This window comes from Pedobacter cryotolerans (assembly GCF_005116475.1).
GTDB lineage: Bacteria > Bacteroidota > Bacteroidia > Sphingobacteriales > Sphingobacteriaceae > Pedobacter > Pedobacter cryotolerans.
In genome coordinates this window covers 37,973-63,831 of record NZ_SWBO01000006.1, presented here as the reverse complement: position 1 = coordinate 63,831, position 25,859 = coordinate 37,973, and the positions used below count along the sequence as shown (strand labels likewise).

Genomic DNA, 25,859 nt, shown 5'->3' with positions numbered 1-25,859 from the left:
ATGCCTTTTTTGCTTAATAAGCTAAGATTTTTCTTTTAAATAAAATTCAATTTACTTTTTGGTATCATAGTTGTATGTGTTGTAACAAATAAACGAACTTTTGCTTGAACCATTAATAGCGCTGTTCCTTTTTAAAACTTAAACTAAAAATTATGACACAGCTTCAATTTAACCACCAATTGCATGATTATTCTGGCTCATTACAGTCATTCGCTTTAAATTTTACTAAAGATGTTGAAGATGCTAATGATTTGGTACAAGATACCATGCTTAAAGCGGTTACTTATTACAGCAAGTTTAAAGAAGGTACAAACTTAAAAGGTTGGTTATTTACCATTATGCGTAATACGTTTATCAATAATTATCGCCGTATGGTTAAAACAAATACGCTAATTACGCAAAGCGAAGACATATCATCAGCTAATTTACATTATTCTGCTACCAGAAATGAAGTAGAAAGTAAGTTTGTAATGGGAGATATTCATAAAGCCTTAGCTACTTTGCAACCAGAATATTATGTGCCTTTTATCAAATATTTCGAAGGTTTTAAATATCACGAAATTGCTGAAGAACTAAATATCCCGATAGGAACAGTTAAAACCCGTATTCATGTTGCACGTGGTATTTTGAAAAAATATTTAAGAACATACGCTAAAGACCTTACATCTACCGAGTCTTAAAATTCAATACTCAACATATATCTATGTAAACCCTTCGATTTTTTCGAGGGGTTTTTTTGTTGTTGATTTGCGCCATCAAAACCATACTTTTGACAAATTTTAAATAAATGAATAACACTTTTTTATATCTCGATTTATTTTTATTCGTTGTACCCTTATTATTAGCTTTAGATCGAAAAGCAAAGGTTCTGAGCAATTTAAAAGCAATGCTAATTTCATCTCTATTGGTGATGCTGGTGTTTTCTGAAGTTGCAGTTTTTTTAACTGGCGTAAAAACTTGGAATTTTAATCCAGCCTACATTATTGGTGCTGATTATAGAGGGTTGCCATTAGAAGCGTATTTATTCTTACTTACTTTCAGCTTTGCTGGATTAGGAATTTATAAATTCTTAAATGCGAGATTTCCAAAAAACGATTTACAGAAATATGCGCTAGCGGTAAGTCATGCTATGATGGGTATTTGCATAGCCATGTTGTTTTTTGCTTATACCAAATGGTACCCGCTAATTACATTTGCATTTTTGATGATGTTGTTGATTGGCGTAGAATACATCAATACTATTAGATTTATGTATAAATTCTATAGGGGTTATACTTTTGCATTAATTCCATTTTTTGTTTGTTATGGCGTAATTTGTAACTTCCCGATTATAACCTATGATGCTAAGGAAACTTTAGATTTTAGTTTAGCAAATATCCCATTCGAAAATTATTTTTTGATGATGGGAACTTTGTTACTTGGGGTTTATTTTATGGAAGTGCTAAACCGAAAATTTGCCAAATAATGGAATTGCCAGTTTACACCAAACAACAGCTAGCTTTACGAAATGGGCAAGATAAACCACAAATTTGGGTAGCGCTTAAAGGTTTTATTTATGATGTAAGTGAAAGTAGGCTTTGGAAAAATGGTAAACACTACGAGCATTGGGCTGGGCAAGATTTAACGGATGAACTCGCTGATGCACCACACACGGAAACTGTTTTTGAGAAGTTTGAAAAAGTTGGTGTTTTGCAGGGAGCTATAAGTTAACCACATAGACATATAGTTGATAGCTAGTCTATAAAAATTTAAAATGATTTTTTATAGCGCATGACCAAGCCATGGTCTGTGGTACACAGAACACAAATTTATAATTTATAAGTCTGCTGTTGATGATCTAACCATTTGCACTATGCTGTGTTTGTTACTTGCAAAGGTGTAACAAAAATAGCCCCGGTTGCAGCGGCACCGTAGGTACAGCGGAAAACGGGACTATCTTAATATAGTAGCACTACAATTGCGCTTCTAAATTATTATTGCTTAATCTCGAAACTGCTTAAACTTACAAATTGTTGTAAACGAGCGGCAATCGCTTCTTTATCTAATTCTAACAAACGTTCGGTGCCAAATTTTTCTACGCAGAACGATGCCAAAGCCGAGCCGTAAATTAAAGCGTTTTTCATGTTGTTAAAGTTAACTGTGCCAACTTGGGCCAAGTAACCAATAAAACCACCTGCAAACGTGTCACCAGCGCCAGTTGGATCAAAAACATCGGCTAATGGAAGGGCAGGGGCAGAGAAAATTTTATCTTCGTGGAACAATAACGCACCGTGCTCGCCTTTTTTAATGATTAAATATTTTGGGCCCATGGTTAAGATTTTTTTAGCCGCTTTAACTAAAGAGTATTCTCCAGATAATTGGCGAGCTTCAGAATCGTTGATGGTTAAAACATCTACTAATTTGATGGTTTCTAATAAATCATCCATCATAATGTCCATCCAAAAATTCATGGTATCTAAAACGATTAATTTTGGGCGGTTTTTAAGTCGCTCAATAACCGTACGCTGAATTTGAGGGGTAAGGTTGCCCAGCATTAAATATTCACAATCTTGGTAGCTTTCTGGTATAATTGGGTCGAAATGCTCTAATACATTTAATTCTGTAACCAAAGTATCGCGACTATTCATGTCGTTGTGGTATTTTCCGCTCCAAAAAAATGATTTTTCGCCTTCTTTAATTTGTAAACCTTCGGTGTCTACACCATGTTTTTCTAGCAAAGCGATGTTGTCTTTTCCGAAATCATCGCCAACAACTGCCACAATTTTTGTGTGATTATAGAAGTAAGATGCAGCTAAACTAGCGTAAGTTGCGGCTCCACCTACTATTTTATCGGTTTTTCCGAAGGGAGTTTCGATAGCATCGAATGCTACAGTACCTATGATTATCAGGCTCATATGAAATAAGTTGAATTTTTTTTAAAATATTTTGCTACAAATATTGCATAAATAATTTAAAAGCCCTAATATTGCATTCCCAAAACGAACAAGGGTTTATGTTTAAAACATATCATCTAAAGGCGTTTTCGGAATAACCAGTACTCCTTCTTAGCTCAGCTGGTTAGAGTCCCGTAGGTACGGGATTAAACAGAGGGTTGCTGGAAAGATAACTGTCAAAGGATTTTGACTAAAAAAATTGAAAATATAAACACTCCTTCTTAGCTCAGCTGGTTAGAGTCCCGTAGGTACGGGATTAATCAGAGGGTCTGCTGGAAAGATAACTGTCAAAGGATTTTGACTAAAAAAATTGAAAATATAAACACTCCTTCTTAGCTCAGCTGGTTAGAGTCCCGTAGCTACAGGATTAATCAGAAGGTCGGCTGGAAAGATAACTGTCAAAGGATTTTGACTAAAAAAATTGAAAATATAAACACTCCTTCTTAGCTCAGCTGGTTAGAGTCCCGTAGCTACGGGATTAATCAGAGGGTCGGCTGGAAAGATAACTGTCAAAGGATTTTGACTAAAAAAATTGAAAATATAAACACTCCTTCTTAGCTCAGCTGGTTAGAGCATCTGACTGTTAATCAGAGGGTCGCTGGTTCGAGCCCAGCAGAGGGAGCCAATGCAAGAACAAGCCTTACCATGTCCGGTAAGGCTTTCTTGTTTTTAAAGCATTTTATGTTTTACCTGTATATTCTTTATTCTAAATCTTCTGATAAATATTACGTGGGTTACACAAATGATCCCCAAAGGCGGCTGCATGAGCATAACAACAGCTTAATGACAACCTATACTTCAAAACATCGTCCTTGGATATTACGAGTAGTTTATGCCTGTGGGCATGTAGAGGCGGACGCACTAAAAATAGAAAAGTTTGTTAAAAAACAAAAAAGTAGAAAATTGATAGAAAAGCTAATTGAGGGTGGTCAATTTACTGGGATTCTGGCTCAGCTGGTTAGAGTCCCGCACGTGCGGGATTAATCAGAGGGTCGCTGGGGAGTATCATCCCGACTTTTCGGGAAGCCCAGCAGAGGGAGCCAATGCAAGAACAAGCCTTACCATGTCCGGTAAGGCTTTCTTGTTTCTAGAGGTTTTTATGTTCTATCTGTATATTCTTTATTCTAAATCTTCTGATAAATATTATGTGGGTTACACAAATGATCCCCAAAGGCGGCTGCATGAGCATAACAACAGCTTAATGACAACCTATACTTCAAAACATCGTCCTTGGATATTACGGGTAGTTTATGCCTGTGGGCATGTAGAGGCGGACGCACTAAAAATAGAAAAGTTTGTTAAAAAACAAAAAAGTAGAAAATTGATAGAAAAGCTAATTGAGGGTGGTCAATTTACTGGGATTCTGGCTCAGCTGGTTAGTGTCACGCACGTGCGGGATTAATCAGAGGGTCTCTGGGGAGTATCATCCCGACTTTTCGGGAAGCCCAGCAGAGCGAGCCAATGCAAGAACAAGCCTTACCATGTCCGGTAAGGCTTTCTTGTTTTTAAAGGTTTTTTGATACCTTTAAATTTATATGAAGACAATTAAATTATTAGCCCTATTCTTATTTTTATTTTCCGCTGCACAAGCTCAAACGCAAGCTCCTTTTTATAATGATATTCAGCAGTTTAAAAAACAAGATAGCTTAGCGTTTCCTCCAAAAAATGCAGTTTTATTAATTGGAAGTTCTACATTTACCAATTGGAAAGATGTACAAAATTACTTTCCAAAACATACCATTGTTAACCGAGGTTTCGGCGGTTCATCTTTACTAAACGTAATTAATTATGTTGGCGATATCGTTTATCCATACCATCCAAAACAGGTTGTTATTTATTGTGGTGAAAACGATTTCATGGCGGAAGGAACCACGCCTGATATGGTGGTTGCAAGAGCTAAAAAATTAATTGATACCATCAGATTTAAATACCCGAAGGTTCCTATTGCCTACATTTCAATTAAGCCAAGTCCTTCAAGAGAAAAATATTTACCCATGATGATTGAAGCTAATGCTAAGATTAAAGATATGCTAAGCACAATTAAACGTACTACATTTATCAATACCTATAATGCTATGTTTAATGCGGATGGTACAATTATGAAAGATATCTTTCTTTCGGACAATTTACACATGAATGCAAAAGGCTATGCAATTTGGCAAAAAATTATGGAGCCTTATTTGAAGTAGATGTGTTTTGATTATTCTTAATAATTTTTTGTTAGAATGATCAAAAACTTCGCTAAATATCAAACCTAATCCTTAACGCCTCGCTATTAGAACGGCTTGATGTAACTCTGCTCTCAGAAGTGTTATTGAGCACAAATATCAATGCACCGTTAAATCCCTTTCTAATTTCTTTGATGTAATCTGTATTGATAATATCGCCTCGGTGAATTCTTAAAAATTCTTCTGGGAGTTTATCTTCTAGGGTTGATAAAGTAAAGTCTGTTAAGTGTTTTTTGCCATCCACTGTGTGTAAAAAAACATATTTATCTTCTGCTTGTATGTGTACAATATCACTCAGTTTAATTAATAAAATCTTTTCGCCTATTTTTACCGTCAAGGTTTTGATAGATTTTTTGCCGTTAATTTGTCGGATCAGTTCTTCTAAAGGTACTTGATTTGTTGTAGTTAAATTAGTTTGCTTTAGCTTTTTTATAGTTTTATCAAGGCGATCAAGCTCAATAGGTTTTAACAAATAATCAATCGAACCTTCTTCAAAAGCTTTAATGGCATATTGGTCATAGGCTGTGGTAAATACAACTTTTGGTTGGTGATTTAACTTAGCAAGCATCTCAAAACCATTTAAAATTGGCATTTCGATATCTAAAAAAATTAAATCTGGCTTAAGCTGCTCAATTATTGTTAAGCCCTCTTGGCCATTTTCTGCCTCTGCAACAATATCAACTTCATCATATTCTTTTAGCAAGCGTTTTATTCGTTGCCTCGCTAATTGTTCATCATCTATTATAATTGTTTTCCACATGGTGATTAGATTTTTTGAATTGATATTTTAATGTGTTTCTCAGGACTATTATTAAGCGCTAAGTTATAGTTGCCTTTGTACAGGAGTTCTAACTTATCGTAAGTACTTTTTAAGCCATAACCCGCGTTAAGTTCTTTAGGAAAAGGATGGCCGTTATCATGAATGTAAATCTCAATTTGATCATCATTTTGCGTAATAGCAACTCTCAATATTCCGTTTTGTATACTATCTTTCAATCCATGCTTAAGTGCATTTTCTACTAAAGGTTGCAATAAAAATCTAGGAATTTGATGGCTCAATAAATTATCTTCAACCTCAATTTTAAATTCAATTCTATTGCCAAATCTTACTTTTTCTATAGCTAAATAGGCGTTTAAAATTTCTAATTCCTCATTAATGCTCGAAAAATTTTCTTCTAATGTGTTAATGCTATACCTAAAAAGTTTCGAAAGCTTCAAAGTCATATCTTCGGCCTTGTTGGCATCTTCGTGTATTAAACTGATGATAGAGTTTAGTGCATTATATAAAAAATGAGGATTAATTTTAGCCTGCAATGCTTGCAATTCTGCCTCGGTTTTTAATTGATTTAACCTTACCAAATCCATTTCCTTGGCTTTTAAAATAGTTTCGGCATTTACACGCTGAAAGTGATAAAGTAAAATCAGTGTTCCTATTACCAATGCAATAAAAGTAGAAAATTTATAATCGTTGATGTGGTTGTAAAGGCTGTATTTAAAATCGAATAGGAGAGAAACAATCAAGTAAGATAATTCAATACCTATAAAAAGTCCAATTAAGTTGCAGAGGTAATAGAGCAATACAAACTTCCAAAAACCAATTTTGGCGGTATTAAAATATTTTTGAGTTAGCGCTACAATATTCGCAATACTAATGGTAATAAAAAAGCTGAAAAGTATATTAAGTAAAGCATTTTTAAGTTGAAAGCCGCTAGGATTAACTAAGCTAAAAAAAGAACTTAAAACTACACCAACAACAATTCCTATAATCCCGTATTTTATATTGGTTCGCAATAGTCCGCCTTCTTTAAAGGATAATTTTTCTGCTTTCATGCTAATTAATCTGAGCTCAATTTACCAAAATTTATTTTTCAGCAATGCTGATTTAAAATTGTTTTAGCAATTCATCAGCTTTTGTTTTGCCCCAATTAAGCTGTAAACTTTTAGTAGTATATTTTTCGAATTTAGATTTTGCTGTTGTAAGCAATTCCTTTGCTTTATCCTTGTCTCCTCCAAACATACCTGGGACGTAAAAAAGGCTAATTCCTTTTAGTAAATATGGGCGAGGATTTTCTGCATCCAGAGCAATTGCTTTATCAAATAAAGCGGTAGACTGAGGAATTAAGTTCATCGCTCTCTGCTGCGGATAAATAGACATTTGCATAAATAATATGTAACCTTTTAGCGTAGATATTTCGCTGTTGTTGGCATTTAATGAATCGGCTTTGTTAATGTATTTGAAAGCTTTGTTGAATAACTCGTCTTTACTTTCTGGATCTTTTTTACCATTTAAGCCTAACATTAAATTACTGTAAGCTGCATAATATTGAGCCTCCCATTTTACGGAATTTGCTGCTATTTTCTCGAAATGTGATACCGCTAACTGATGTGTTGTTTCAGTTTTCATGTTATCAAGTAGGTTAATTCCTTTCTGCATTTCAGTAGTAAAAATATCTGATTGTGCGTTTGCAAAAGTTGCTGAAAGTAATAAGGCTGCGATTAATGTTAATGTTTTCATCTGTTTAAATTTAGGTTGTTTGTTTAATTGAATAATCAAATTTGCAAACATGGCCCTAGCTTTAAAACAAATTAAAGATGAGTGGTATAAAAATTAAGATGAATGGTAAAAAATGGAGTTTGATATTTTTTATTTAAATAAACTTGATGTTTTTAAGCAGAAGTTTGGGGAACTTTAATACTTGTAAGTAAACATGGCGCTACAGAAACATTAGTGTTTTTTTCTAAATAAGCCTCTTTACCTAACTTGCGCAACATCCGATAATGAGATGCCAAAGCACTAAAAAATGTAGGGCTTTCTATGTATGGTAAATTAAATTCTAATGCCGTTTCCTTAACTATTTTACCGATTGCGGGATAATGGATATGACAAACTTTCGGAAATAAGTGATGCTCTACCTGACGATTTAAACCGCCACATAAAAAAGCTGCTACTTTGCTATTTACTGCAAAATTTGCCGTTGTCATCATTTGATGGGCTGCCCAAGCTTCTTCAATGTTTCCTTCATCATTCAATTCTGGAAAACTAGTTCCTTCTACCACATGTGCCAATTGAAACACCAAGCCTAATACCAATCCTTGTGCAAATTGCATTGCTAAAAAGCCAATTATAAACTGCCACCAAGTAATATCAAGTACTATTAATGGTAAAATGATAAACAGAAAATAGTAGAGAAATTTAAAAAAGAAAAGATTGAAATATTCAATTTTAGGGTGATTAGCAACTTGTGATCCAATTTTAGTTTGAAAAAACTTTTTATAATCTTTTCTGAAAACCCACGATAACATAGCTAAACTATATAATCCAAATGCATAAATATGTTGATAGCGTTGTATTTTGTTTACTGGTTCATCTTCAGAGAACCTAATTAAACCCGGTGCAACATCAATATCTTCATCGTGCCCCGAAATGTTGGTGTAGGTATGGTGTACAATGTTGTGGCAAATGCTCCAAACATAGGCGCTTGCTCCAATTAAGCTAAATAAAAAGCTAAATGTTTTATTTACAGTTTGGTTGGCTGAAAATGCTTTGTGTATAGCATCATGACAAATGTTAAAGCCAACAAATGCACCAAATACGCCCAAGAATATGGCCATGCTCAGTTTTACATAAATATTTAAATCGCCAAGTAGTATGCCTATGTAAAGCGCTATAAAAGTGCCTAAAAAGAAAATTACTTTAAACCACATTGCGCCATTGGCGTGTACGCTTAATTCATTTTCTTCAAAATATCCATCAACACGTTTGCGTAAGGTTGCGTAAAATGTAGATTTGTTGATGTTGGTAAACTTAACTTTTTTTGACATATATTATTTAAAGGATGCAGAGGGCGGTTTTATTATTATTAGCTAAAGTAGGTTAATAAAACTTGTAAATACAACAATTGTCATATTAATTTCATAACAACAGTATTTACGCAAAATAAAGCCGTGCAGATGTGTGGGATTACTTGAAGAACATTATTATTAGCATTAGGTTTTAATATAATCAATTATAAAAAAAAATAGTCAAAATTTATTTTCTCTAAATACCTAATATTGAGTATTTTTGAAAACCAAATATATTTCCAACATGAAAAAGCTATCCTATTTTTTTGTTATCATCACATTGCTTGCATTTTTTTCTTGTAAAAAATCGGGAACGTTCCCGAAAGAAGAGCCAACTCCAGTTCCTCCAACTACACCAACAGTGTCAACCTATCCATTGCCTGCCGCTGCCAAAGATGGCGTAACTTTTATTAATGGAGGAACTTCTGCAATAGTAACACTATTTGCGCCTTCAAAAACCTCAGTTTATTTATTGGGTGATTTTAACAATTGGCAATCTATGCCAGCTTACCAAATGAAATTAGCTCCAGATGGAAATACATGGTGGGTTCAAATCGATAATTTAAATGCAAATACCGAATATGCCTATCAATTTTTAGTAAATGATGCTTTAAAAATTGCAGATCCTTACTGCGAAAAAGTTTTAGATCCTGACAACGATAGTTACATTACGGCTGCTGTTTATCCGAATTTAAAAGCATATCCGACTGGTAAAACCACGGGTAATGTTAGCGTAATGCAGGCAAACCAAACTATTTATACTTGGAAAAACAATACTTTCACAAGACCAGCTAAAGATAATTTGGTGATTTACGAATTGCTCATCCGCGATTTTACGACAGAACATACTTACGCATCTACCTTACAAAAATTAGATTATTTAATAAGCTTAGGAATTAATGCCATCGAATTAATGCCTGTTACAGAATTTGAAGGAAATTTGAGTTGGGGATATAACATCTCGTATTATTTCGCCCCAGATAAATATTACGGAACTAAAAATGCTTTACAAAACTTTATTGATGAGTGCCATGGAAAAGGGATAGCAGTTATTATGGATATGGTTTTTAACCATTCTTTTGGTCAATCGCCTATGGTGCAATTGTATTGGGATGGGAATAAACCAGCATCTAATAGTCCTTGGTATAATGTAGATGCAAAACACCCTTACAATGTAGGTTTCGATTTTAATCACGAAAGTGCCGCAACTAAATACTTTGTAAAAGCAGCCATAAAACATTGGATGCAACAATACAAAATAGATGGTTTTAGGTTCGATTTATCAAAAGGTTTTACGCAAAACTTTACCACAGGTGATGGTCCTTTTGCAGCATACGACGCGACCAGAGTTGCCATTTGGAGAGATTATAACAACTTCATCAAAACTATAGACCCTAATTTTTATGTGATTTTAGAACACTTTGCTGATGCCAGTGAAGAGAAAGTTTTAGCAGAAGATGGTATGATGTTTTGGGCTAACATTAACCACAACATGAATGAGGCTACCATGGGCTGGCTTTCTGATTCTGATTTTTCATGGGGATTTTTTAACAAGCATAATTTCGCCAAATCAGAAAATCTGATAGCTTATATCGAAAGTCATGATGAGGAAAGGTTAACGTATAAGAACATCAACTTTGGTAACGCTTTTGGCGGATATAATGTAAAAGATTTAGCAACTGCTTTAAAAAGAAATGAAATGGCAGCGGCTTTTATGTTCGCCATCCCTGGTCCTAAAATGATTTGGCAATTCGGCGAAGTTGGTTATGATTATAGCATTAATTTTAATGGAAGAACGGGCGATAAACCTATTAAATGGGATTATTATACTGATGCGAAACGCAAGGCTTTGTATGATGCTTATTCGAAATTCATCAAGCTAAAAAAGAACAATCCGATTTTTTCTAGTCCGACTTACACCTACAGTACAACTGGAGCAATAAAGCACATTAAACTTACCAGTGGCAGTAATACGGTAATTGTGGTGGGTAATTTCGATGTAATCAATCAAACTGCAAACATAGATTTTGGCTCAGCTGGTACGTGGATTAATGCAACAGGTGGTGCAAATATTAATTTAGGAAGTGCTACTTTTGCTGCCACGCTTGCACCCGGAGAATATCATATTTATAGTAAGCAGGCGCTAAACTAGGCTTATGCGAAAAATTGTATTACTTGCGGTAATTTCCTTTGTTATATCTTTAAATTTAAAAGCTCAAGATACTATTCAACATATTATTGCAAATAAATTTAATGGTGTAGAACAGCAACAAAAACCGTATGTAATTTTAATCTCGTTAGATGGTTTTAGATGGGATTTGGAAGATAAATTTAATGCTAAAAACCTAATTAGGTTAAGAAAAATGGGAGTGAAAGCCGATTATTTAAAACCTTCATTTCCATCTTTAACTTTTCCTAATCATTACAGCATTGTAACTGGCTTGTATCCATCTCATCATGGTGTGGTAAATAATATATTTTACGATAAGGCTCGCAACGTAACCTTCAGAAGGGCAGATCGGAAAATGGCGATTGATAGTTCATGGTACGGTGGTAAACCATTATGGGTAATGGCCGAAGAGCAAAAAATGTTAAGTGCCATATTTTATTGGCCTGGTTCAGAAATATCAATGAACGGCATTAAGCCAACTTATTTATTTAACTACAGTGAAATTATCCCTTTAGAAAGAAGAATAAATGTGGTTAAAGATTGGCTGAATTTGCCAGTAGAAAAACGGCCTCATTTTATTGCGCTTTATTTTCCACAGGTTGATAAAGCCGCTCACGCAAACAATCCCGATTCTAAGGAAACGGAAGCTGCTGTACAAATTTTAGATGATGCCATTGGTAAATTGGTAGCAGTAGCCGATAACAGTAAATTACCCATTAATTTCATTGTTTTATCAGATCATGGGATGACAATAGTTGATAGAGAAAATACCATTCCACTGCCAAAGGCGATTGATTTAAATAAATTTATCGTACCCCCAGGAAACGCACTATTAAATGTATATGCCAAAGATCCAAAAGATTTAAAGCCCACTTACAAAGCTTTAAAAGCCGAAGCAAAAGATTACAAAGTTTACTTAAGTAAAAATATACCTAAAGCTTGGCATTACAACAAAAAGAATGATACTTACAACAGGGTTGGAGACATCATTTTAATCCCGCAATTGCCAAAGGTTTTTAATATCAATAACAATCAGCCAGATGCTGGTCAGCATGGTTTTGATCCATCTATTAAAGATATGCATGCTATTTTTTACGCTTGGGGTCCAAACTTCAAATCAGGATTAAAAATACCAGCATTTGAAAATGTAAATGTCTATCCGCTAATAGCGAAAATTTTAGGCTTAAATTTTACGCATCAAATTGATGGTAAGGAAAAGGTGGTGAAGCGAGTTTTGAAAGATTAACGTAGCGTAACATTTTAGTTTGGTTGATGGTAAGCCATTTTCATTTAAGATATTTAGCCAACCAAACAGAAATATCCGAAATGAAGAAAATATTTACCTCAACATTAATTATTTTAGGTTTAATCAACATCACATTTGCACAGCAACGCTCACAAAGTGGTCAAAGCCAAAATAATCAACGAACTGCAGCAGCTCCAGCAACAGCTGCCAAAGAAGAAACAAAAATAAATACCAATATCGCATCTAGAACTATTGTTCCAGAAAGTTCGGTTATTACCAACCACAGTGTGAATATTAACGGTAAAGCTGTTCCTTACAAAGCAACAACAGGTACTTTGCCAGTGTGGGATGAAGATGGAAAGCCAATTGCAGGTTTGTTTTACTCGTATTATGAAAGAACAGATATAAGTAACAAAGAAAGCCGGCCATTGGTTATTTCTTTTAACGGCGGCCCAGGTTCTGCCTCAGTTTGGATGCATATTGCTTATACTGGTCCTGTTGTTTTAAACATAGATGATGAAGGTTATCCAATACAGCCTTATGGTTACAAAGACAACACTACTTCGATTTTAGATGTAGCGGATATCGTTTACATCGACCCTGTAAATACAGGATATTCTCGTGCCACTAGTAAGGATGTGCCAACCAGCAAATTTTTTGGTGTGCGTGCAGATATTAAGTATTTAGCCGAGTGGATCAATACTTTTGTAACTCGCAACAATCGTTGGGCATCTCCAAAATATTTAATTGGTGAAAGTTACGGTACTACACGAGTGTCAGGCTTAGCTTTAGAGTTGCAAAGTAACCACTGGATGTATCTGAACGGCGTAGTTTTGGTATCGCCTACAGAATTAGGTATTGAAAGAGGAACCGTAATGGATGCCGCTTTACGTTTGCCATATTTTGCTGCAACCGCATGGTACCACAAAATGTTGCCATCAGATTTGCAAAGCAAAAAACTAACCGATATGTTGCCAGAAGTAGAGAAATTTACAGTTGATGAATTGATCCCTGCTATAGCAAAAGGTGGCTTTTTGCCAATGGCAGAAAAACAGAAAATTGCCGCTAAAATGGCTAAATATTCAGGTATTTCAGAAAAAGTAATTTTACAAAATAACTTAGATGTTTCTACAAATCTTTTTTGGAAAGAATTATTGAGAGATAAAGGTTTTACCGTTGGTAGATTAGACAGTAGATATAAAGGGATTGATAAATCTGCATCAGGCAGTAGTCCAGATTATAATGCAGAGCTAACCTCATGGTTACACTCATTTACACCAGCCATAAACATGTACTTGCGCAACGCCTTAAACTACAAAACCGATTTAAAATACAACATGTTTGGTCCGGTTAACCCATGGGACAGAACTGGCGACAATAGTGGCGAAAATTTAAGAGCTGCTATGGCGCAGAACCCATATTTACATGTTTTGGTACAGTCTGGTTATTATGATGGCGCTTGCGATTATTTTAATGCAAAATACAACATGTGGCAAATGGATCCGAGCGGTAAATTGCAAGATAGAATGAGCTGGGAAGGTTACGAAAGCGGGCACATGATGTATTTACGCAAACCAGATTTGAAACTGGGCAACGATCACATCAGAGCATTTATTGAAAAATCGCTACCAAAAGCAGGTGTGCCAGCAAAGTTTTAGAAAGCTAAATATACTTTGACAAACTTAATTGGCAACTGCAAAAAGTAGTTTGTCAAAGTTTAAAAAGACACACCTCAAAAAATACGTAAGCGATTAGAATTTTCTAGTCGCTTTTTTTGTAGCGCAAATGTTTTGCTATGGTTAAAGTTTGCTCCTGCTTTTGCTGCAATTCCCGATGAAAAAATCGGGATACTTCCGCGTCAATCAGGGCTAGATAACTTAGTCTGGTGCAATTAAACCCCTCATAGTAGCAAAAGCTTGTGTAAATCTATACCTGATAGGAGCGGCATCCTTTTGTGCTGTCATCCTGAGCTTGTCGAAGGAAGCAACAAAAGATACAGCGTATAGCAGGACTAAAATTTCAAATGAAAAACTGCTCTTGCTTTTCAAAATCAAAAACCTCAATTTGATAATTCATGCTAAATTTCTATCTTTCGGATGTAGATTAACGTAACAATGAAACAAATCATTATTCTAATTAGGGTAATTGCAGCTTTCGCGATTATTACATTAGGAGTTAACAACTTAAGTGAACCTAGCAATGTATATGTAGCCATTGGTATTGCCGAAATTATTTTAGGACTCGCTTTGGTATTTGGCCCTATTAGATCATTATTTAAAAAACTTTAACGCTCATGGAATTTCAAGAAACACAGAAAAAATCTTTGATAAAAAAACTGATTAAAGGATTAATTGCATTTGTTGTGCTGATTATTATTTATGCCATACAGCCTTTTACCTACGAAAATATTGATGCTGGTAATGTTGGTATTAAAATTAATTTATACGGATCTGATAGAGGGGTTGATAACATTACCATTGTTACGGGTAGAGTTTGGTACAACAGTTGGACAACCAAAATTGTAGAATTTCCTACTTACACACAATCTGTAGATTATGATCCTTTTGTGGTTACTACTAAAGATGCTGCCGAGTTTAAGGTAGATCCGAAGTTAAATTACCATGTAAACCCTACAATGGTGCCACAAATTTACAGGCAATACCGTAAACCTTTGGCAGAAATTGAACAACAATTTATGCGTAATACCATTTACGATGCTTACCGTATTGTGGCCAACTCTTTTAGTTCTGATTCGGTAATGAGTAATAGAGAAACTTTTGAAGACAGAATACAAACTATTTTAACCAAAAATTTAAGTAAGGATGGTTTTGTTTACGATCAATTAACATCTGCAATTACCCCACCAGAAAGTTTGCGCCAAATGATTGATGAAAAAAACGCATCGATACAAGCCAGATTAAAGGCAGAAAACCAAGCTAAACAAGCCGATGCAGAAGCTAAAGTTAAAGTTGCAACTGCCACAGGCGAGGCACAAGCATTATTGGTAAGAGCAAAATCTGAAGCTGAAGCAAACCGTTTAAGACAAGCATCATTAACACCGATGTTGATACAGCAAGAGTGGATTAAAAAATGGGATGGTAAATTGCCAACTACACAAGCGGGTGGTGGTATGAATTTGATGATGCCGATAAAGTGATAAAAAATGAAGAAATAGACTTTATAGCTGTATTCCTTTGTGTTGCATCTGCATTTTTATATTACTGGAAATACTCAAGAGATAAAAAATTGCTTATTGCAGCTCAAGATCGTTTAACCAATGCCAATAAAATTGAATTTATCTTTATCTGGATTAACATTGTTGTATTTTCTATAGCTGCAATTTATTTTATTATACGTTAACCATAAAAATTAATGCAATGATGGTGTTAAACACAGACCATCATGTTTTAAATTAGCATTAAGAAAATAAGGTAATGAAGACTTAAATTTCTTGATTTCTTAATATTTAAAGTTTGGTTGGTAATTAGATATTCTGAGTATTCTTTTAAATCTATGTAATCATTTAGAATAATTACTTATTTTTGCAGTCCGCTTATGGAACAGATTAAAACATCATTCGATTTCGAAAAACCTTTGGCTGATTTAATTCAGCAAATTGACAAGGTAAAGCAAGTTGCCGACAAAACTAAAGTAGACATGTCTGCAACCTTAGCAGAATTAGACGAAAAAGTAGCTGCAACCAGTAAGAACTTATATACCAACTTAACAGGCTGGCAAAAAGTTCAAATGTCTCGTCACGCAGAAAGACCGCAAACTTTAGATTATATCAATATGATTTGCGATGATTTCATCGAAATGCATGGCGATAGAACAGTTGGTGATGATAAGGCAATTGTTGGTGGTTTTGCTACAATTAATGGTCAAACGGTAATGATTATCGGTCACCAAAAAGGTAAAAATACTAAAGAGCGCCAGTACCGTAATTTCGGAATGGCAAATCCTGAGGGTTATCGTAAAGCTTTGCGCTTAATGAAACTTGCCGAAAAGTTTAACAAGCCAGTAATCTCTTTTATTGATACCATGGGTGCTTACCCAGGTTTAGAAGCAGAAGAACGTGGACAAGGTGAGGCAATTGCTCGTAATTTGTTAGAAATGTCTGTTTTAAGAGTACCAATCTTGTGCTTTGTAGTAGGAGAGGGTGCTTCTGGAGGTGCTTTAGGTATTGGTATTGGAGACAAGGTTTACATGCTAGAGCATACTTGGTATTCGGTAATCTCTCCTGAATCATGTTCATCTATTTTATGGAGAAGTTGGGATTTTAAAGAAAAAGCAGCCGAATGTTTGAAATTAACATCAGATAATATGTTAGCCAATGGATTAATTGATGGTATTGTTAAAGAACCATTAGGTGGTGCACATCAAAACCCTGAATTAATGGGGGCTACTTTAAAAGATCAAATTATTAATGACTTAAAAGAATTAGGCAAACAACATACAGATAAACTTATTGCGAGTAGAATTGATAAATTCTGTGCGATGGGTGTTGTGGTAGAAGGTTAATGCTAAAATAAAAATACTATTGAAACTCTCGGCTCTTAGTCGGGAGTTTTTTTGTGGGTTATGTTTTTATTAAGATGCATCATCAGAGTTTAACGAATGTGTTTTTTCGGCAGGTGAGACACCAGCCGATAAGATGAATGCTGACACCACTCATCGTCATCTGAATTTATTTTACCCCGTAGCTTTCCGCTTCGATATAGGTCAGCATCATTTTTGCATAGAAGACCCTAAAATAAATTCAGGGTGACGACCACTCCGTTGGCGCTTCTTGTTCTATGTGCCTATGTGGTTAAACAAAAAGAGCTTCCTAATTTAGGAAGCTCTACAATTCTTTAATTGGCTAAGAATTATTCTCCTCCACCCATTTGCTCTTGCATCTGTTGTTGTCTAGAGCGACTAAACAGATTGTCAAACCTCCCATCTAAAGCCTCATACTGCGCAATTAACTGTTGTGCTAATGCGGGTTGTTTATATTGTGAAGCAACTTGTGCCATTGGTAATAACGACCAGTTTAAACCTAGTTGAGCGTTTTGTCCGCCAACAATCTCACCCTTGCTTTTGGTTAAATCTGCTAAATAGCTTAATTCCTTTTGTATGTAGGCAGCAGATGTCTTTAGTAAATCATTTGCTTTTTGAGTTTCACCTAAAATATAAAGGTTTTGTGCCCTAGTAGCTACACCCATCATCATACGAAGGCTGTAAATTTTAGTTGGCATTACCTCATCATATTTCTTGAATACTTTTTTGGCATCTTCAATTCTACCTTCTTTAATTAGGCCAGAAATTAAATTATTAAACATATTGCTGAAAATAGAAACATCATCAACCGATTGAGCATCTAAATAAGAAGCATTTTTAATATTTCCCCACTTAAATTTATTCATAATGTGGTTATACATTGGCTCCAAATTTATAGGAGTTTCCCCATCGTTCGATAAGCTCTCAGTTTTTAAAGGTAATAAGCGTAAAGCTAGCCCTTCGCTATACAAATATTTATCTAAGCCATTAAATTGCTCTGATGGTACTGTACTACAGAAATAAACGGGTCTTTTCCAATTGTTGTGCGCTAAAATATCAAACATAGCTAATGTGCCTTTGGTAATGTAAGGTTTATTAAATCTCCATTCTAAGGCAGGTGTAATCATATCAGCTTTGCTTGCAGGTAATGTGCCTGTGTTAATTACATCTTGCGGATTAACCGTTAATTTTAAGTTTTTAGTTGGTAAATCATTATCGCCCTGCAATAAATAATCTACAACTTCTTTAAGCTCTACGTTGCCTTGAATGTTGGCATCAGTAAATCTCATGTAATCTCTAACACCAGAAACGTATTGAGACTCTTTCATGGTAATTGGCAAAGGCTCAGATTCATGAACTTTACGTCGCATACCATTGATATACCAATCGGTATCAAATAAGCTTAAATTTACTAATCTAATATCTGGTCTAACACCCTCTACTTCTTGTATGTACCAAAGCGGATAGGTATCATTATCACCATAGGTAAATAAAATAGCATTTGGTGCGCAAGATTCCATGTAGCTTACTGCTATGTCATGTGCTACCATTTTATCAGAACGGTCATGATCATCCCAGCCTTGACTAGCCATAATAACTGGCGCCATACCCATTGCGATAACTGTTGCGCCAATTGCTGCGGTTTGTGGCGTTAATTTTTTAAATACCCATTCTTTAATGGCGAGCACCCCGAGCCCAATCCAAATGGCAAAGGCATAAAATGAACCTACGTAAGCATAATCTCGCTCTCTAGGTTCCATTGGTTTTTGGTTAAGGTAAAGTACAATAGCTATACCAGTACAAAAGAAGAGAAGTCCAATAATACCACCATCTTTAGGGTTTCTTTGAAAATGCCATAAAGCACCTAAAAGCCCTAATATAAACGGTAAAGCGAATAAACGGTTGTACGAATTACTTTCAGTTATAGAAGGAGGTAAGTTGCTTTGATCTCCTAATGATAAAGCATCAATTGGTTTTATGCCACTTAGCGCTCTTCCTTCATAAATACTACCTTGTCCTTGGTCTTCATTTTGGCGACCAATAAAATTCCAACCAAAATAACGCAAGTACATAAAGCCCACTTGATATCTGGCAAAGAAACCTACGTTATCAAAAACATTTGGCACATCTTGGTCAGATAAACCCATAAAATCTTTATAGTAATTGGCGTGTCGCTCATCATCACTGTACATTCTCGGAAATAATGAAGTTTTTTGCAAACGCTTTAAACTATCAGGAAATCTTTCTGTTACGCCATAAACTTGTTCTGTTTTAACACCTGCAACTTCATATTTTTCGGCTCCCTTTCTGTAAATTTTACCACCAGTGTCAACTACAGGGTAACCTTCATCAGTATATTTTGGAATAGTGTTGTAATTTGGTCCAATCAATAATGGTCTATCTCCGTATTGCTCACGGTTTAGGTAACTTAAAAACGAAAAGGCATTGTCTGGATCACTGTTATTTAAATTTGGTTTAGCTTGTGCTCTAATGATAATCATGGCAAATGAAGCATAGCCAAAAATGATTAACACAGTTGATAATAATGCTAAATTTAAAATATTCTTTTGGTGTTGAATAGAATATCTAATGCCCCAAACTAGTGCAGTTATTAATAATATAGCAAAGAAAAGCACACCCATTCCAAATCCTGTACCTAAAGTGTTTACAAAGAATAAATCGAAATAAGCACCTATTTTAACGATGTACTGAATGATGCCGTATTGGATCACAGCTAAGATTAAAACGCCAATGCCAAAGGTTTTAAATATGCCAGAAGTAGTTGGTGTTTTGGTTTTTTTGAAATAATATACAAAGGCAATAGCTGGTATAGTCAATAAATTTAATAAGTGGATACCGATAGATAGCCCCATGATGTAGGCAATAAATAATAACCATCTATCAGCACGTGGTTCGTCTGCAATGGCTTCCCATTTTAAAATTGCCCAAAAAACTACAGCAGTAAATAATGATGATAAGGCGTAAACCTCAGCCTCAACTGCCGAAAACCAAAAACTATCTGAAAAAGTATAAGCTAAAGCACCAACTGCCCCAGCACCCATAATACTAATTAAGGTTGATTTGCTCATCGTTTCGTTACCTTTTACTAAAATCTTTTTAGCTAATGCAGTTATGGTCCAAAAAAGAAATAAGATGGTGGCAGCACTTGCAATAGCAGAGCCCATATTCATGAAGTAAGCAATTTTCATTTTATCGCCAAAAGCGAATAAAGAGAAAAAGCGCTCAATCATTAAAAACAAAGGAGCACCTGGTTGGTGTACAACTTGCATTTTTAAAGCAGAGGCGATAAATTCGCCGCAATCCCAAAAACTAACAGAAGGTTCTAAAGTTAAAGTGTAGGTTATGGCGGCTATAGCAAAGCATATCCAGCCTACTGCGTTGTTTATTTTAGAATAATTCATTGTACAAATGAGTAAAATTTAATTGATGAGCACATAAAAATGCAGCCGAAAATAAAGAAATAGATTGAGATAACTGGAAATATTTAACCTCTTTTAACAAATATTAACGGTTTAACGGGCTTAAAAACCAACTTTGAAAAATATTTTAATTTTTTTTGTCTTGGCACTTGCAGCTATAAAAAATTAGCGTAAATTTGCATTCCATTTCAGAACAACAGTTGTGGTGGAAAATTGCCCGATAGTATAAAGGTAGTACAACGGTTTTTGGTACCGTTTGTCTAGGTTCGAATCCTGGTCGGGCAACAAATTTTTTTCGGATTGTGAATAAAACCGCAATCCGATTTTTTTTAACCAGCATTGATACCCGCAAATCATGCCATTGCAATTTAACCCAGTTAAAATTTTTGCCGGAAGCGGTACAAAAGATTTAGCGAAACAAATTGCCGAAGCTTACGGCAAACCACTAGGAAGCGTTACTTTAAGTCGCTTTAGCGATGGCGAGTTTCAACCTTCTTTTGATGAATCGATAAGAGGGAGTGATGTATTCTTGGTTCAATCTACCTATCAGCCTAGCGATAATTTAATGGAACTTTTGTTAATGGTTGATGCCGCTAAAAGAGCATCTGCACATTACATCACAGCAGTTGTTCCGTATTATGGTTTATCTCGCCAAGATAGAAAAGACAAACCACGCGTGGCAATTGGGGCAAAATTAGTAGCAAATTTATTAAAAACAGCAGGTATCCACCGTATTATGACGATGGATTTGCATGCAGCACAAATACAGGGTTTCTTTGATATTCCGGTAGATCACTTAGATGGATCGGTTATTTTTGTGCCTTACATTAAAAGCTTAGGGTTAAAAAACTTAACCATTGCTTCGCCAGACATGGGTGGATCTTACAGAGCTCGTACTTTTGCTAAGTTTTTTAATGCAGAGGTTGTAATTTGTGATAAGCGTCGTTTACGTGCCAATGAAATCGAATCTATGTCGATTATTGGAGATGTAACCGGACAAGATATTGTATTGATGGATGATATTTGCGATACCGCAGGTACCTTAGCTAAAGCAGCTGCTTTAATTATGGAAAACGGTGCAAATAGTGTTAGAGCAGTTTGTACGCATGCAGTTTTATCTGGCAAAGCGTATGAAACAATTGAGAATTCGATGTTAGAAGAATTGATTGTAACTGATACTATTCCATTAAAACAAGAAAGCCCTAAAATTAAGGTGCTAAGTACGGCTAAGTTATTTGCAAAGGCAATTGCCAATGTAAATGAGCATGGCTCGATAAGTGACCTGTTTAAGGTGTAGGGTTAAGCGTTAAGCGTATTGCGGTAAGCGGTTTGAACGCTTAACTCTAATCGCTAAACGGTAAAGAGAATTTAATTACAAATTTAAATATAACAAAAATGAAAACAATCGCAATTAGCGGTTCTCCAAGAGAGAACGTAGGGAAACGCGATGCTAAAGAGCTTCGCTATGAAGGTAAAGTTCCTGCAGTATTGTATGGTGGTAAAGAACAAGTACACTTTTCTGTATTAAGAACTGATTTAAACGAAGCAATTTACACTCCAGAAGCTAACTTTTTAGAAATCACTATTGGTGGTAATAAAACAAAAGCTATCATTAAAGATGCGCAATATCATCCATTAACAGATTTATTATTACACGTAGATTTTCTTCAATTATTTGATGAGAAAGAAATTGTAATGGAAATTCCTGTTAAATTAACTGGAACGTCTCCAGGTGTTAAAATGGGTGGTAAATTGGTACAGAAATTACGTAAACTACGCGTAAAATCATTACCTAAACACATGCCACAAGTGGTAGAAGTTAGCATTTCTAAATTAGAAGTTGGAAACTTGTTCCGCGTTCGCGATTTGCAAAAAGCGGATTATGTTGTAACTAACACTCCAGAAGATACAATCGTTTCTGTAGGTATGTCTAGAGCATTAAAACAAGCAGAAACTGAAGCAGCTAAAGGTAAATAATTAGCAGAATTTTAGGATTTCCTTGATTTACAAGATAGAGCGGTAAAGAATAAATTCTTTACCGCTTTTTTTTGATCTTGATTTTGGGATTTATAGGATTTTAAAGATCAAATATATTGTAGAACTTCTGATTTAGCTTTGGTAATTAGTGTTTCCGCCTTTTGAAGCACAAGGCTTGTGTAAGTAACAATGTTTGTTCCTGTGTTTTGCTTTACGCTTCGCTGCGTAGCAAAGCTACTTGCTGCAGGGTATCGCTCAATCTCATTAAGTTAAGCGTTGGCGGGGACGCCAACGCTGGAAGTTTCTTATGTTGGCGTCCTCGCCAACGTGTTAATTTTTCTTAACTTAATGAGGACATTGAGGTATCGCTGCACCCGGGGCTAAAAAATTAAATCAGCGCTTTTTTTTAAGGTTGCAATCTGGCTACAGCACACTCATTATAAACCCAGTGGCAGCGATATACTTTACCTAAAGTCCCCTTTGGGGATTTAGGGGAAGATTAAGCGGATGACGAGACTAAAGGCCGCCATTAACTGCTATCGCTAATTTTCGAAAAAAAAAGTGAAACCATTAATAATTGGTCAAGGACTTTCATCTTTCTGCTTTAGTCTTTGGTCTTTTAGCTTTAAGCTTTTAACTTAGCAAAATGAAATTTCTCATCGTCGGATTAGGTAATATTGGTCCAGAATATGCACATACACGCCATAACATAGGTTTTGATATTGCCGATCAGTTAGTAAAGGATCTTGATGGTAGTTTTGAGCTGTTGCGTTTGGCTTATTATGCCGAAGTAAGTCATAAAGGCAAAAAATTGCATGTAATTAAGCCAACAACATTTATGAACCTAAGTGGTAAGGCAGTAAATTATTGGATGAAGGAATTAAAAATAGCACCAGAAAACGTATTGGTTTTGGTGGATGATTTAGCGCTTCCGTTAGGTAAATTACGAATGAAATTGCAAGGCAGTAGCGCTGGGCATAATGGTTTAAAAAGCATTGAGGAAGTTTGCGGTGGACAAAATTATGCTCGTTTACGTTTCGGCATTAGCGATAATTTTAGAAAAGGGCAGCAAGCAGATTATGTTTTGGGTTTATTTGATAAAGACGAACAAAAAGAGCTGCCAACTTTAATTAATAGGGGAGTTACCATGATTAAAAGTTTTGTAACCATTGGCGCCGCCCAAACGATGACACTGTTTAATAAGTAGACTAAAGCCCCTTTAGGGGTTTGGGGTTCAAGCAATCGTTATAAGTTGTTCCTATCGGGATAATTTGTTCGCCGATCCACACCTGAGACCTATCGTATTTGCTAATTTTATTTTTGGCAATAATAAACGCCCTATGCGTTCTTATAAATTGTTGATGAGGCAACAAATCTACCAGTTCATTGATGGTAATTCTCGAGCTTAAAAGTTTTCCATCAGTTAAATGAAATTGAGTATAATTTCCAGATGCTTCGATATATTTAATTTCATTAAACAATACTTTTACTTGTTCATAGCCATCTTTTACAAAAATAAAATCAGCTTTGCTTAGGGGAGCTTGATTGCGCAAATCGAAAAGTTCTTTTGCTTTGTTGCAGGCTTTTAAAAATCGTGCTAATGAAAATGGTTTTAGCAGGTAATCAACAGCATCTAGCTCAAAACTTTGCACAGCATGTTCGCTGTAAGCTGTAGTAAATATCACCATTGGTGGCTTACTTAAAGCTTTTAAGAAATCTATACCATTAATATCTGGCATTTTTATATCTAAAAAAATCAGATCCACTTTGTATTGTTGTAGGTAAGTTATTGCCTCAAAAGCATTGGTAAAAGATTTGGTTAGCTCAATAAACGGAACCTTGCTGGCGTGTGCTGCAACTATATCTAAAGCTATGGGTTCATCATCTATGGCTATGGCAATCATTTTATTTATTTCGGCTCAACAAAACTAAGTTTTTACAACTGTATTGTTAAATGTATAAAAAATTCTTTTGCGCTTTCGCGGATAATTAACTCGTGCCTGTTAGGATACAACAATGCCAAGCGTTGTTTTACATTTGCTAAGCCTATGCCGCTTTTCAATTTCTCTGGATCGTTATCTGGTTTAATATGGATACTGTTATGCACATCAAAATATAAGGTATTTTCTTTAGTTTGTAAAGTAACCTTAATGTGCGAAGACTGTTGCAAACTGATGCCATGCTTAAACGCATTTTCTACAAATGGAATTAACAGCATGGGCGTAATTTGTAAATTATTTAACTGCTCATCAATCTGTGTGTCTATCACAATATCGGCAGAACGAGAAGTTCTCAGTTTTTGCAATGCGATGTAATTTTCTAAATAATCTACATCTCTGGTTAACGAAATTTTATCTTGAACATTTTCATGGAGCATAAATCGCATCATGTCTCCTAATTTTTGTATGCCTTCTCCAGTTCTTTCTGCATTTTCTTGCAGGGCTGTTCCGTATAAAGTATTAAGGGCATTAAATAAAAAGTGAGGGTTAATCTGCGATTGCAAAAAACTTAAACTCGCATCAGATTTGCCTAATTCAGTTTTTAAAGTAAATAATTGGGTGCTATTTGCCAATCTATTTTTATATAAATACCAAGCTAATGGTAAAGTAATGATAATTTGCGTTGGGAAATGAAAGCAAAGCACAATAGCCGCTAATTCTGACTCGCCTGTCATTAATGCAGTAATTAATGAAACTGGTATAGCGGCTAAAATGCTAATCAATACCATTTGCCAAAAATAATTTCTAAATTTTTTGCTATTGGCATAGTGGTGTGGTAAATAAAAATAAATGGCGTAAATGGTTAATGCAATCGCCGCCAATATCACTAATGTCCATAAAATGACGATTTGAAATGGCGCACTAGCCGTAACCCACAACAATAAGCCAACAAACCAAAATGCTAAGCCAAAACCTATATCAATTTTAATTTGGTCTTGAATATTATCAGATTTTTTATGATCGGCTATTAAATAAATGACAAATTCTTTTAATAACACATAACCAGAAATAGCAATAATAGTCCATAAAGAAGTCGAAAAACCATTAAAAAATATCCGATTGTAGGCATCTTGAATATCATCATATCGCACCAAAATATAAGCTTCGCTGTAAGTTTTAGTGATGCTAATTACCACACCCATCATGATAAATAATCCAAAAAGTAGCAAGCTATTTAATGAGCTTTGCTGTTTTTTTATTAAGGCGGGAATAATTAAAAAATTGATAGAGAGAAAACCGAAGTAGATCACAGAATACTGAAACAGCTTTGGTAAAAAATAATTATAGAAGTATGAAAATGAAATATTTTCTTCTCTGAAATAGTAAAATTCATTTGGATTTCTTCTATCTCCAGTGTTTGATATCAATACAATAATGGCTATGCTATAAAGGATAGTTGATATCCAAAACTCTACTTTTTGTAAATCTTTTTGTTTCATTAGTTTAATTTTGATACTGCAATTTTACCACCTTTAAAGTTTGT

Annotated in this window: 23 protein-coding genes and 2 tRNA genes; 17 read left to right on the top strand and 8 right to left on the bottom strand. The window is 35.0% G+C overall.

Features of this window, described 5'->3' with window-relative positions:
• The first annotated feature begins 152 nt into the window (after positions 1 to 152).
• The 3 genes from FA045_RS11785 to FA045_RS11775 all read left to right on the top strand — a co-directional run bounded on the left by FA045_RS11785 (position 153) and on the right by FA045_RS11775 (position 1,710).
• Positions 153 to 680, top strand: coding sequence for an RNA polymerase sigma factor (locus tag FA045_RS11785; protein ID WP_136877280.1), 528 nt, complete (start codon positions 153 to 155; stop codon positions 678 to 680).
• A 107-nt stretch (positions 681 to 787) separates the two neighbouring features.
• Positions 788 to 1,465, top strand: a complete 678-nt coding sequence (locus FA045_RS11780; RefSeq protein WP_136877279.1) for a lycopene cyclase domain-containing protein — start codon at positions 788 to 790, stop codon at positions 1,463 to 1,465.
• Positions 1,465 to 1,710: a cytochrome b5 domain-containing protein gene (locus FA045_RS11775; protein WP_136877278.1), complete on the top strand. Its 246-nt coding sequence runs from the start codon at positions 1,465 to 1,467 to the stop codon at positions 1,708 to 1,710. The genes FA045_RS11780 and FA045_RS11775 overlap by 1 nt, the downstream gene beginning before the upstream one ends.
• Before the next feature lie 263 nt (positions 1,711 to 1,973).
• Here the strand turns inward: FA045_RS11775 and FA045_RS11770 are convergent, their stop codons facing one another.
• Entirely contained in the window at positions 1,974 to 2,894 is a 921-nt protein-coding gene (locus FA045_RS11770) for a PfkB family carbohydrate kinase (protein ID WP_136877277.1), read from the bottom strand.
• A gap of 587 nt (positions 2,895 to 3,481) precedes the next feature.
• Between FA045_RS11770 and FA045_RS11765 the strand changes: the two genes are divergently transcribed.
• The 4 genes from FA045_RS11765 (at position 3,482) to FA045_RS11750 (ending at position 5,122) form a co-directional block, all read left to right on the top strand.
• Positions 3,482 to 3,558: transfer RNA gene (locus FA045_RS11765), tRNA-Asn, on the top strand.
• Positions 3,559 to 3,578: 20 nt separating this feature from the next.
• Positions 3,579 to 3,917 (top strand): GIY-YIG nuclease family protein, encoded by a 339-nt coding sequence (locus FA045_RS11760; protein ID WP_136877276.1) that lies wholly within the window; start codon positions 3,579 to 3,581, stop codon positions 3,915 to 3,917.
• Between the two features lie 79 nt (positions 3,918 to 3,996).
• Positions 3,997 to 4,335, top strand: coding sequence for a GIY-YIG nuclease family protein (locus FA045_RS11755; protein WP_205943142.1), 339 nt, complete (start codon positions 3,997 to 3,999; stop codon positions 4,333 to 4,335).
• 133 nt (positions 4,336 to 4,468) lie between these two features.
• Positions 4,469 to 5,122, top strand: coding sequence for a GDSL-type esterase/lipase family protein (locus tag FA045_RS11750; protein ID WP_136877275.1), 654 nt, complete (start codon positions 4,469 to 4,471; stop codon positions 5,120 to 5,122).
• A gap of 52 nt (positions 5,123 to 5,174) precedes the next feature.
• Here the strand turns inward: FA045_RS11750 and FA045_RS11745 are convergent, their stop codons facing one another.
• The 4 genes from FA045_RS11745 to FA045_RS11730 form a co-directional block, all read right to left on the bottom strand.
• A complete protein-coding gene (locus FA045_RS11745; RefSeq protein WP_136877274.1) occupies positions 5,175 to 5,921 on the bottom strand; it encodes a LytR/AlgR family response regulator transcription factor in 747 nt (248 codons plus the stop codon).
• Between the two features lie 5 nt (positions 5,922 to 5,926).
• Positions 5,927 to 6,991, bottom strand: a complete 1,065-nt coding sequence (locus FA045_RS11740) for a sensor histidine kinase (RefSeq protein ID WP_136877273.1) — start codon at positions 6,989 to 6,991, stop codon at positions 5,927 to 5,929.
• Between the two features lie 52 nt (positions 6,992 to 7,043).
• Positions 7,044 to 7,676, bottom strand: a complete 633-nt coding sequence (locus FA045_RS11735; RefSeq protein ID WP_136877272.1) for a tetratricopeptide repeat protein — start codon at positions 7,674 to 7,676, stop codon at positions 7,044 to 7,046.
• A 152-nt stretch (positions 7,677 to 7,828) separates the two neighbouring features.
• Entirely contained in the window at positions 7,829 to 8,983 is a 1,155-nt protein-coding gene (locus FA045_RS11730; RefSeq protein ID WP_136877271.1) for a fatty acid desaturase family protein, read from the bottom strand.
• Positions 8,984 to 9,248: 265 nt separating this feature from the next.
• Between FA045_RS11730 and FA045_RS11725 the strand changes: the two genes are divergently transcribed.
• From FA045_RS11725 to FA045_RS11705, 6 genes are all read left to right on the top strand, one after another.
• Positions 9,249 to 11,156 carry an alpha-amylase family glycosyl hydrolase gene (locus tag FA045_RS11725; protein ID WP_136877270.1) on the top strand — a complete coding sequence of 636 codons (1,908 nt, stop codon included), beginning with the start codon at positions 9,249 to 9,251 and terminating at the stop codon, positions 11,154 to 11,156.
• Positions 11,157 to 11,160: 4 nt separating this feature from the next.
• Entirely contained in the window at positions 11,161 to 12,420 is a 1,260-nt protein-coding gene (locus FA045_RS11720; protein WP_136877269.1) for an alkaline phosphatase family protein, read from the top strand.
• Positions 12,421 to 12,500: 80 nt separating this feature from the next.
• On the top strand, positions 12,501 to 14,078 hold the full coding sequence (locus FA045_RS11715) for a S10 family peptidase (protein WP_136877268.1): 1,578 nt from the start codon (positions 12,501 to 12,503) through the stop codon (positions 14,076 to 14,078).
• A gap of 456 nt (positions 14,079 to 14,534) precedes the next feature.
• Complete coding sequence (locus tag FA045_RS18885; protein ID WP_169305053.1) at positions 14,535 to 14,708, top strand: hypothetical protein; 174 nt, start codon at positions 14,535 to 14,537, stop codon at positions 14,706 to 14,708.
• A gap of 5 nt (positions 14,709 to 14,713) precedes the next feature.
• Complete coding sequence (locus tag FA045_RS11710; protein ID WP_205943141.1) at positions 14,714 to 15,577, top strand: SPFH domain-containing protein; 864 nt, start codon at positions 14,714 to 14,716, stop codon at positions 15,575 to 15,577.
• 398 nt (positions 15,578 to 15,975) lie between these two features.
• The gene (locus tag FA045_RS11705) at positions 15,976 to 16,941 is read left to right on the top strand and encodes an acetyl-CoA carboxylase carboxyltransferase subunit alpha (protein WP_136877267.1); all 966 of its coding nucleotides are present in this window, start codon (positions 15,976 to 15,978) and stop codon (positions 16,939 to 16,941) included.
• A 347-nt stretch (positions 16,942 to 17,288) separates the two neighbouring features.
• Here the strand turns inward: FA045_RS11705 and FA045_RS11700 are convergent, their stop codons facing one another.
• Positions 17,289 to 20,381: a glycosyltransferase family 117 protein gene (locus FA045_RS11700; RefSeq protein WP_136877266.1), complete on the bottom strand. Its 3,093-nt coding sequence runs from the start codon at positions 20,379 to 20,381 to the stop codon at positions 17,289 to 17,291.
• Positions 20,382 to 20,613: 232 nt separating this feature from the next.
• Here FA045_RS11700 and FA045_RS11695 point away from each other — a divergent pair.
• The 4 genes from FA045_RS11695 to pth all read left to right on the top strand — a co-directional run bounded on the left by FA045_RS11695 (position 20,614) and on the right by pth (position 23,583).
• A tRNA-Gln gene (locus tag FA045_RS11695) sits at positions 20,614 to 20,684 on the top strand.
• 70 nt (positions 20,685 to 20,754) lie between these two features.
• The gene (locus FA045_RS11690) at positions 20,755 to 21,696 is read left to right on the top strand and encodes a ribose-phosphate pyrophosphokinase (protein WP_136877265.1); all 942 of its coding nucleotides are present in this window, start codon (positions 20,755 to 20,757) and stop codon (positions 21,694 to 21,696) included.
• A 98-nt stretch (positions 21,697 to 21,794) separates the two neighbouring features.
• Positions 21,795 to 22,376 carry a 50S ribosomal protein L25/general stress protein Ctc gene (locus FA045_RS11685; protein ID WP_136877264.1) on the top strand — a complete coding sequence of 194 codons (582 nt, stop codon included), beginning with the start codon at positions 21,795 to 21,797 and terminating at the stop codon, positions 22,374 to 22,376.
• Positions 22,377 to 23,022: 646 nt separating this feature from the next.
• Positions 23,023 to 23,583 (top strand): aminoacyl-tRNA hydrolase, encoded by a 561-nt coding sequence (gene pth / locus FA045_RS11680; RefSeq protein WP_136877263.1) that lies wholly within the window; start codon positions 23,023 to 23,025, stop codon positions 23,581 to 23,583.
• Between the two features lies 1 nt (position 23,584).
• Here the strand turns inward: pth and FA045_RS11675 are convergent, their stop codons facing one another.
• Together FA045_RS11675 and FA045_RS11670 are read right to left on the bottom strand one after the other, a co-directional pair.
• Positions 23,585 to 24,280 (bottom strand): LytR/AlgR family response regulator transcription factor, encoded by a 696-nt coding sequence (locus FA045_RS11675; protein WP_136877262.1) that lies wholly within the window; start codon positions 24,278 to 24,280, stop codon positions 23,585 to 23,587.
• 32 nt (positions 24,281 to 24,312) lie between these two features.
• Positions 24,313 to 25,815, bottom strand: coding sequence for a sensor histidine kinase (locus FA045_RS11670; RefSeq protein WP_136877261.1), 1,503 nt, complete (start codon positions 25,813 to 25,815; stop codon positions 24,313 to 24,315).
• Positions 25,816 to 25,859: the final 44 nt, after the last annotated feature.

Excerpts from the sequence above, each read along its gene's own strand:
- FA045_RS11720 (WP_136877269.1), top strand. The coding sequence starts at position 11,161 with ATGCGAAAAATTGTATTACTTGCGGTAATTTCCTTTGTTATATCTTTA.
- FA045_RS11785 (WP_136877280.1), top strand. The coding sequence starts at position 153 with ATGACACAGCTTCAATTTAACCACCAATTGCATGATTATTCTGGCTCA.
- FA045_RS11740 (WP_136877273.1), bottom strand. The coding sequence starts at position 6,991 with ATGAAAGCAGAAAAATTATCCTTTAAAGAAGGCGGACTATTGCGAACC.
- FA045_RS11690 (WP_136877265.1), top strand. The coding sequence starts at position 20,755 with ATGCCATTGCAATTTAACCCAGTTAAAATTTTTGCCGGAAGCGGTACA.
- FA045_RS11675 (WP_136877262.1), bottom strand. The coding sequence starts at position 24,280 with ATGATTGCCATAGCCATAGATGATGAACCCATAGCTTTAGATATAGTT.
- FA045_RS11745 (WP_136877274.1), bottom strand. The coding sequence starts at position 5,921 with ATGTGGAAAACAATTATAATAGATGATGAACAATTAGCGAGGCAACGA.
- FA045_RS11705 (WP_136877267.1), top strand. The coding sequence starts at position 15,976 with ATGGAACAGATTAAAACATCATTCGATTTCGAAAAACCTTTGGCTGAT.
- FA045_RS11780 (WP_136877279.1), top strand. The coding sequence starts at position 788 with ATGAATAACACTTTTTTATATCTCGATTTATTTTTATTCGTTGTACCC.
- FA045_RS11670 (WP_136877261.1), bottom strand. The coding sequence starts at position 25,815 with ATGAAACAAAAAGATTTACAAAAAGTAGAGTTTTGGATATCAACTATC.
- FA045_RS11770 (WP_136877277.1), bottom strand. The coding sequence starts at position 2,894 with ATGAGCCTGATAATCATAGGTACTGTAGCATTCGATGCTATCGAAACT.
- FA045_RS11715 (WP_136877268.1), top strand. The coding sequence starts at position 12,501 with ATGAAGAAAATATTTACCTCAACATTAATTATTTTAGGTTTAATCAAC.
- pth (WP_136877263.1), top strand. The coding sequence starts at position 23,023 with ATGAAATTTCTCATCGTCGGATTAGGTAATATTGGTCCAGAATATGCA.
- FA045_RS11730 (WP_136877271.1), bottom strand. The coding sequence starts at position 8,983 with ATGTCAAAAAAAGTTAAGTTTACCAACATCAACAAATCTACATTTTAC.
- FA045_RS18885 (WP_169305053.1), top strand. The coding sequence starts at position 14,535 with ATGAAACAAATCATTATTCTAATTAGGGTAATTGCAGCTTTCGCGATT.
- FA045_RS11725 (WP_136877270.1), top strand. The coding sequence starts at position 9,249 with ATGAAAAAGCTATCCTATTTTTTTGTTATCATCACATTGCTTGCATTT.
- FA045_RS11710 (WP_205943141.1), top strand. The coding sequence starts at position 14,714 with ATGGAATTTCAAGAAACACAGAAAAAATCTTTGATAAAAAAACTGATT.
- FA045_RS11750 (WP_136877275.1), top strand. The coding sequence starts at position 4,469 with ATGAAGACAATTAAATTATTAGCCCTATTCTTATTTTTATTTTCCGCT.
- FA045_RS11685 (WP_136877264.1), top strand. The coding sequence starts at position 21,795 with ATGAAAACAATCGCAATTAGCGGTTCTCCAAGAGAGAACGTAGGGAAA.
- FA045_RS11760 (WP_136877276.1), top strand. The coding sequence starts at position 3,579 with ATGTCCGGTAAGGCTTTCTTGTTTTTAAAGCATTTTATGTTTTACCTG.
- FA045_RS11735 (WP_136877272.1), bottom strand. The coding sequence starts at position 7,676 with ATGAAAACATTAACATTAATCGCAGCCTTATTACTTTCAGCAACTTTT.
- FA045_RS11700 (WP_136877266.1), bottom strand. The coding sequence starts at position 20,381 with ATGAATTATTCTAAAATAAACAACGCAGTAGGCTGGATATGCTTTGCT.
- FA045_RS11775 (WP_136877278.1), top strand. The coding sequence starts at position 1,465 with ATGGAATTGCCAGTTTACACCAAACAACAGCTAGCTTTACGAAATGGG.
- FA045_RS11755 (WP_205943142.1), top strand. The coding sequence starts at position 3,997 with ATGTCCGGTAAGGCTTTCTTGTTTCTAGAGGTTTTTATGTTCTATCTG.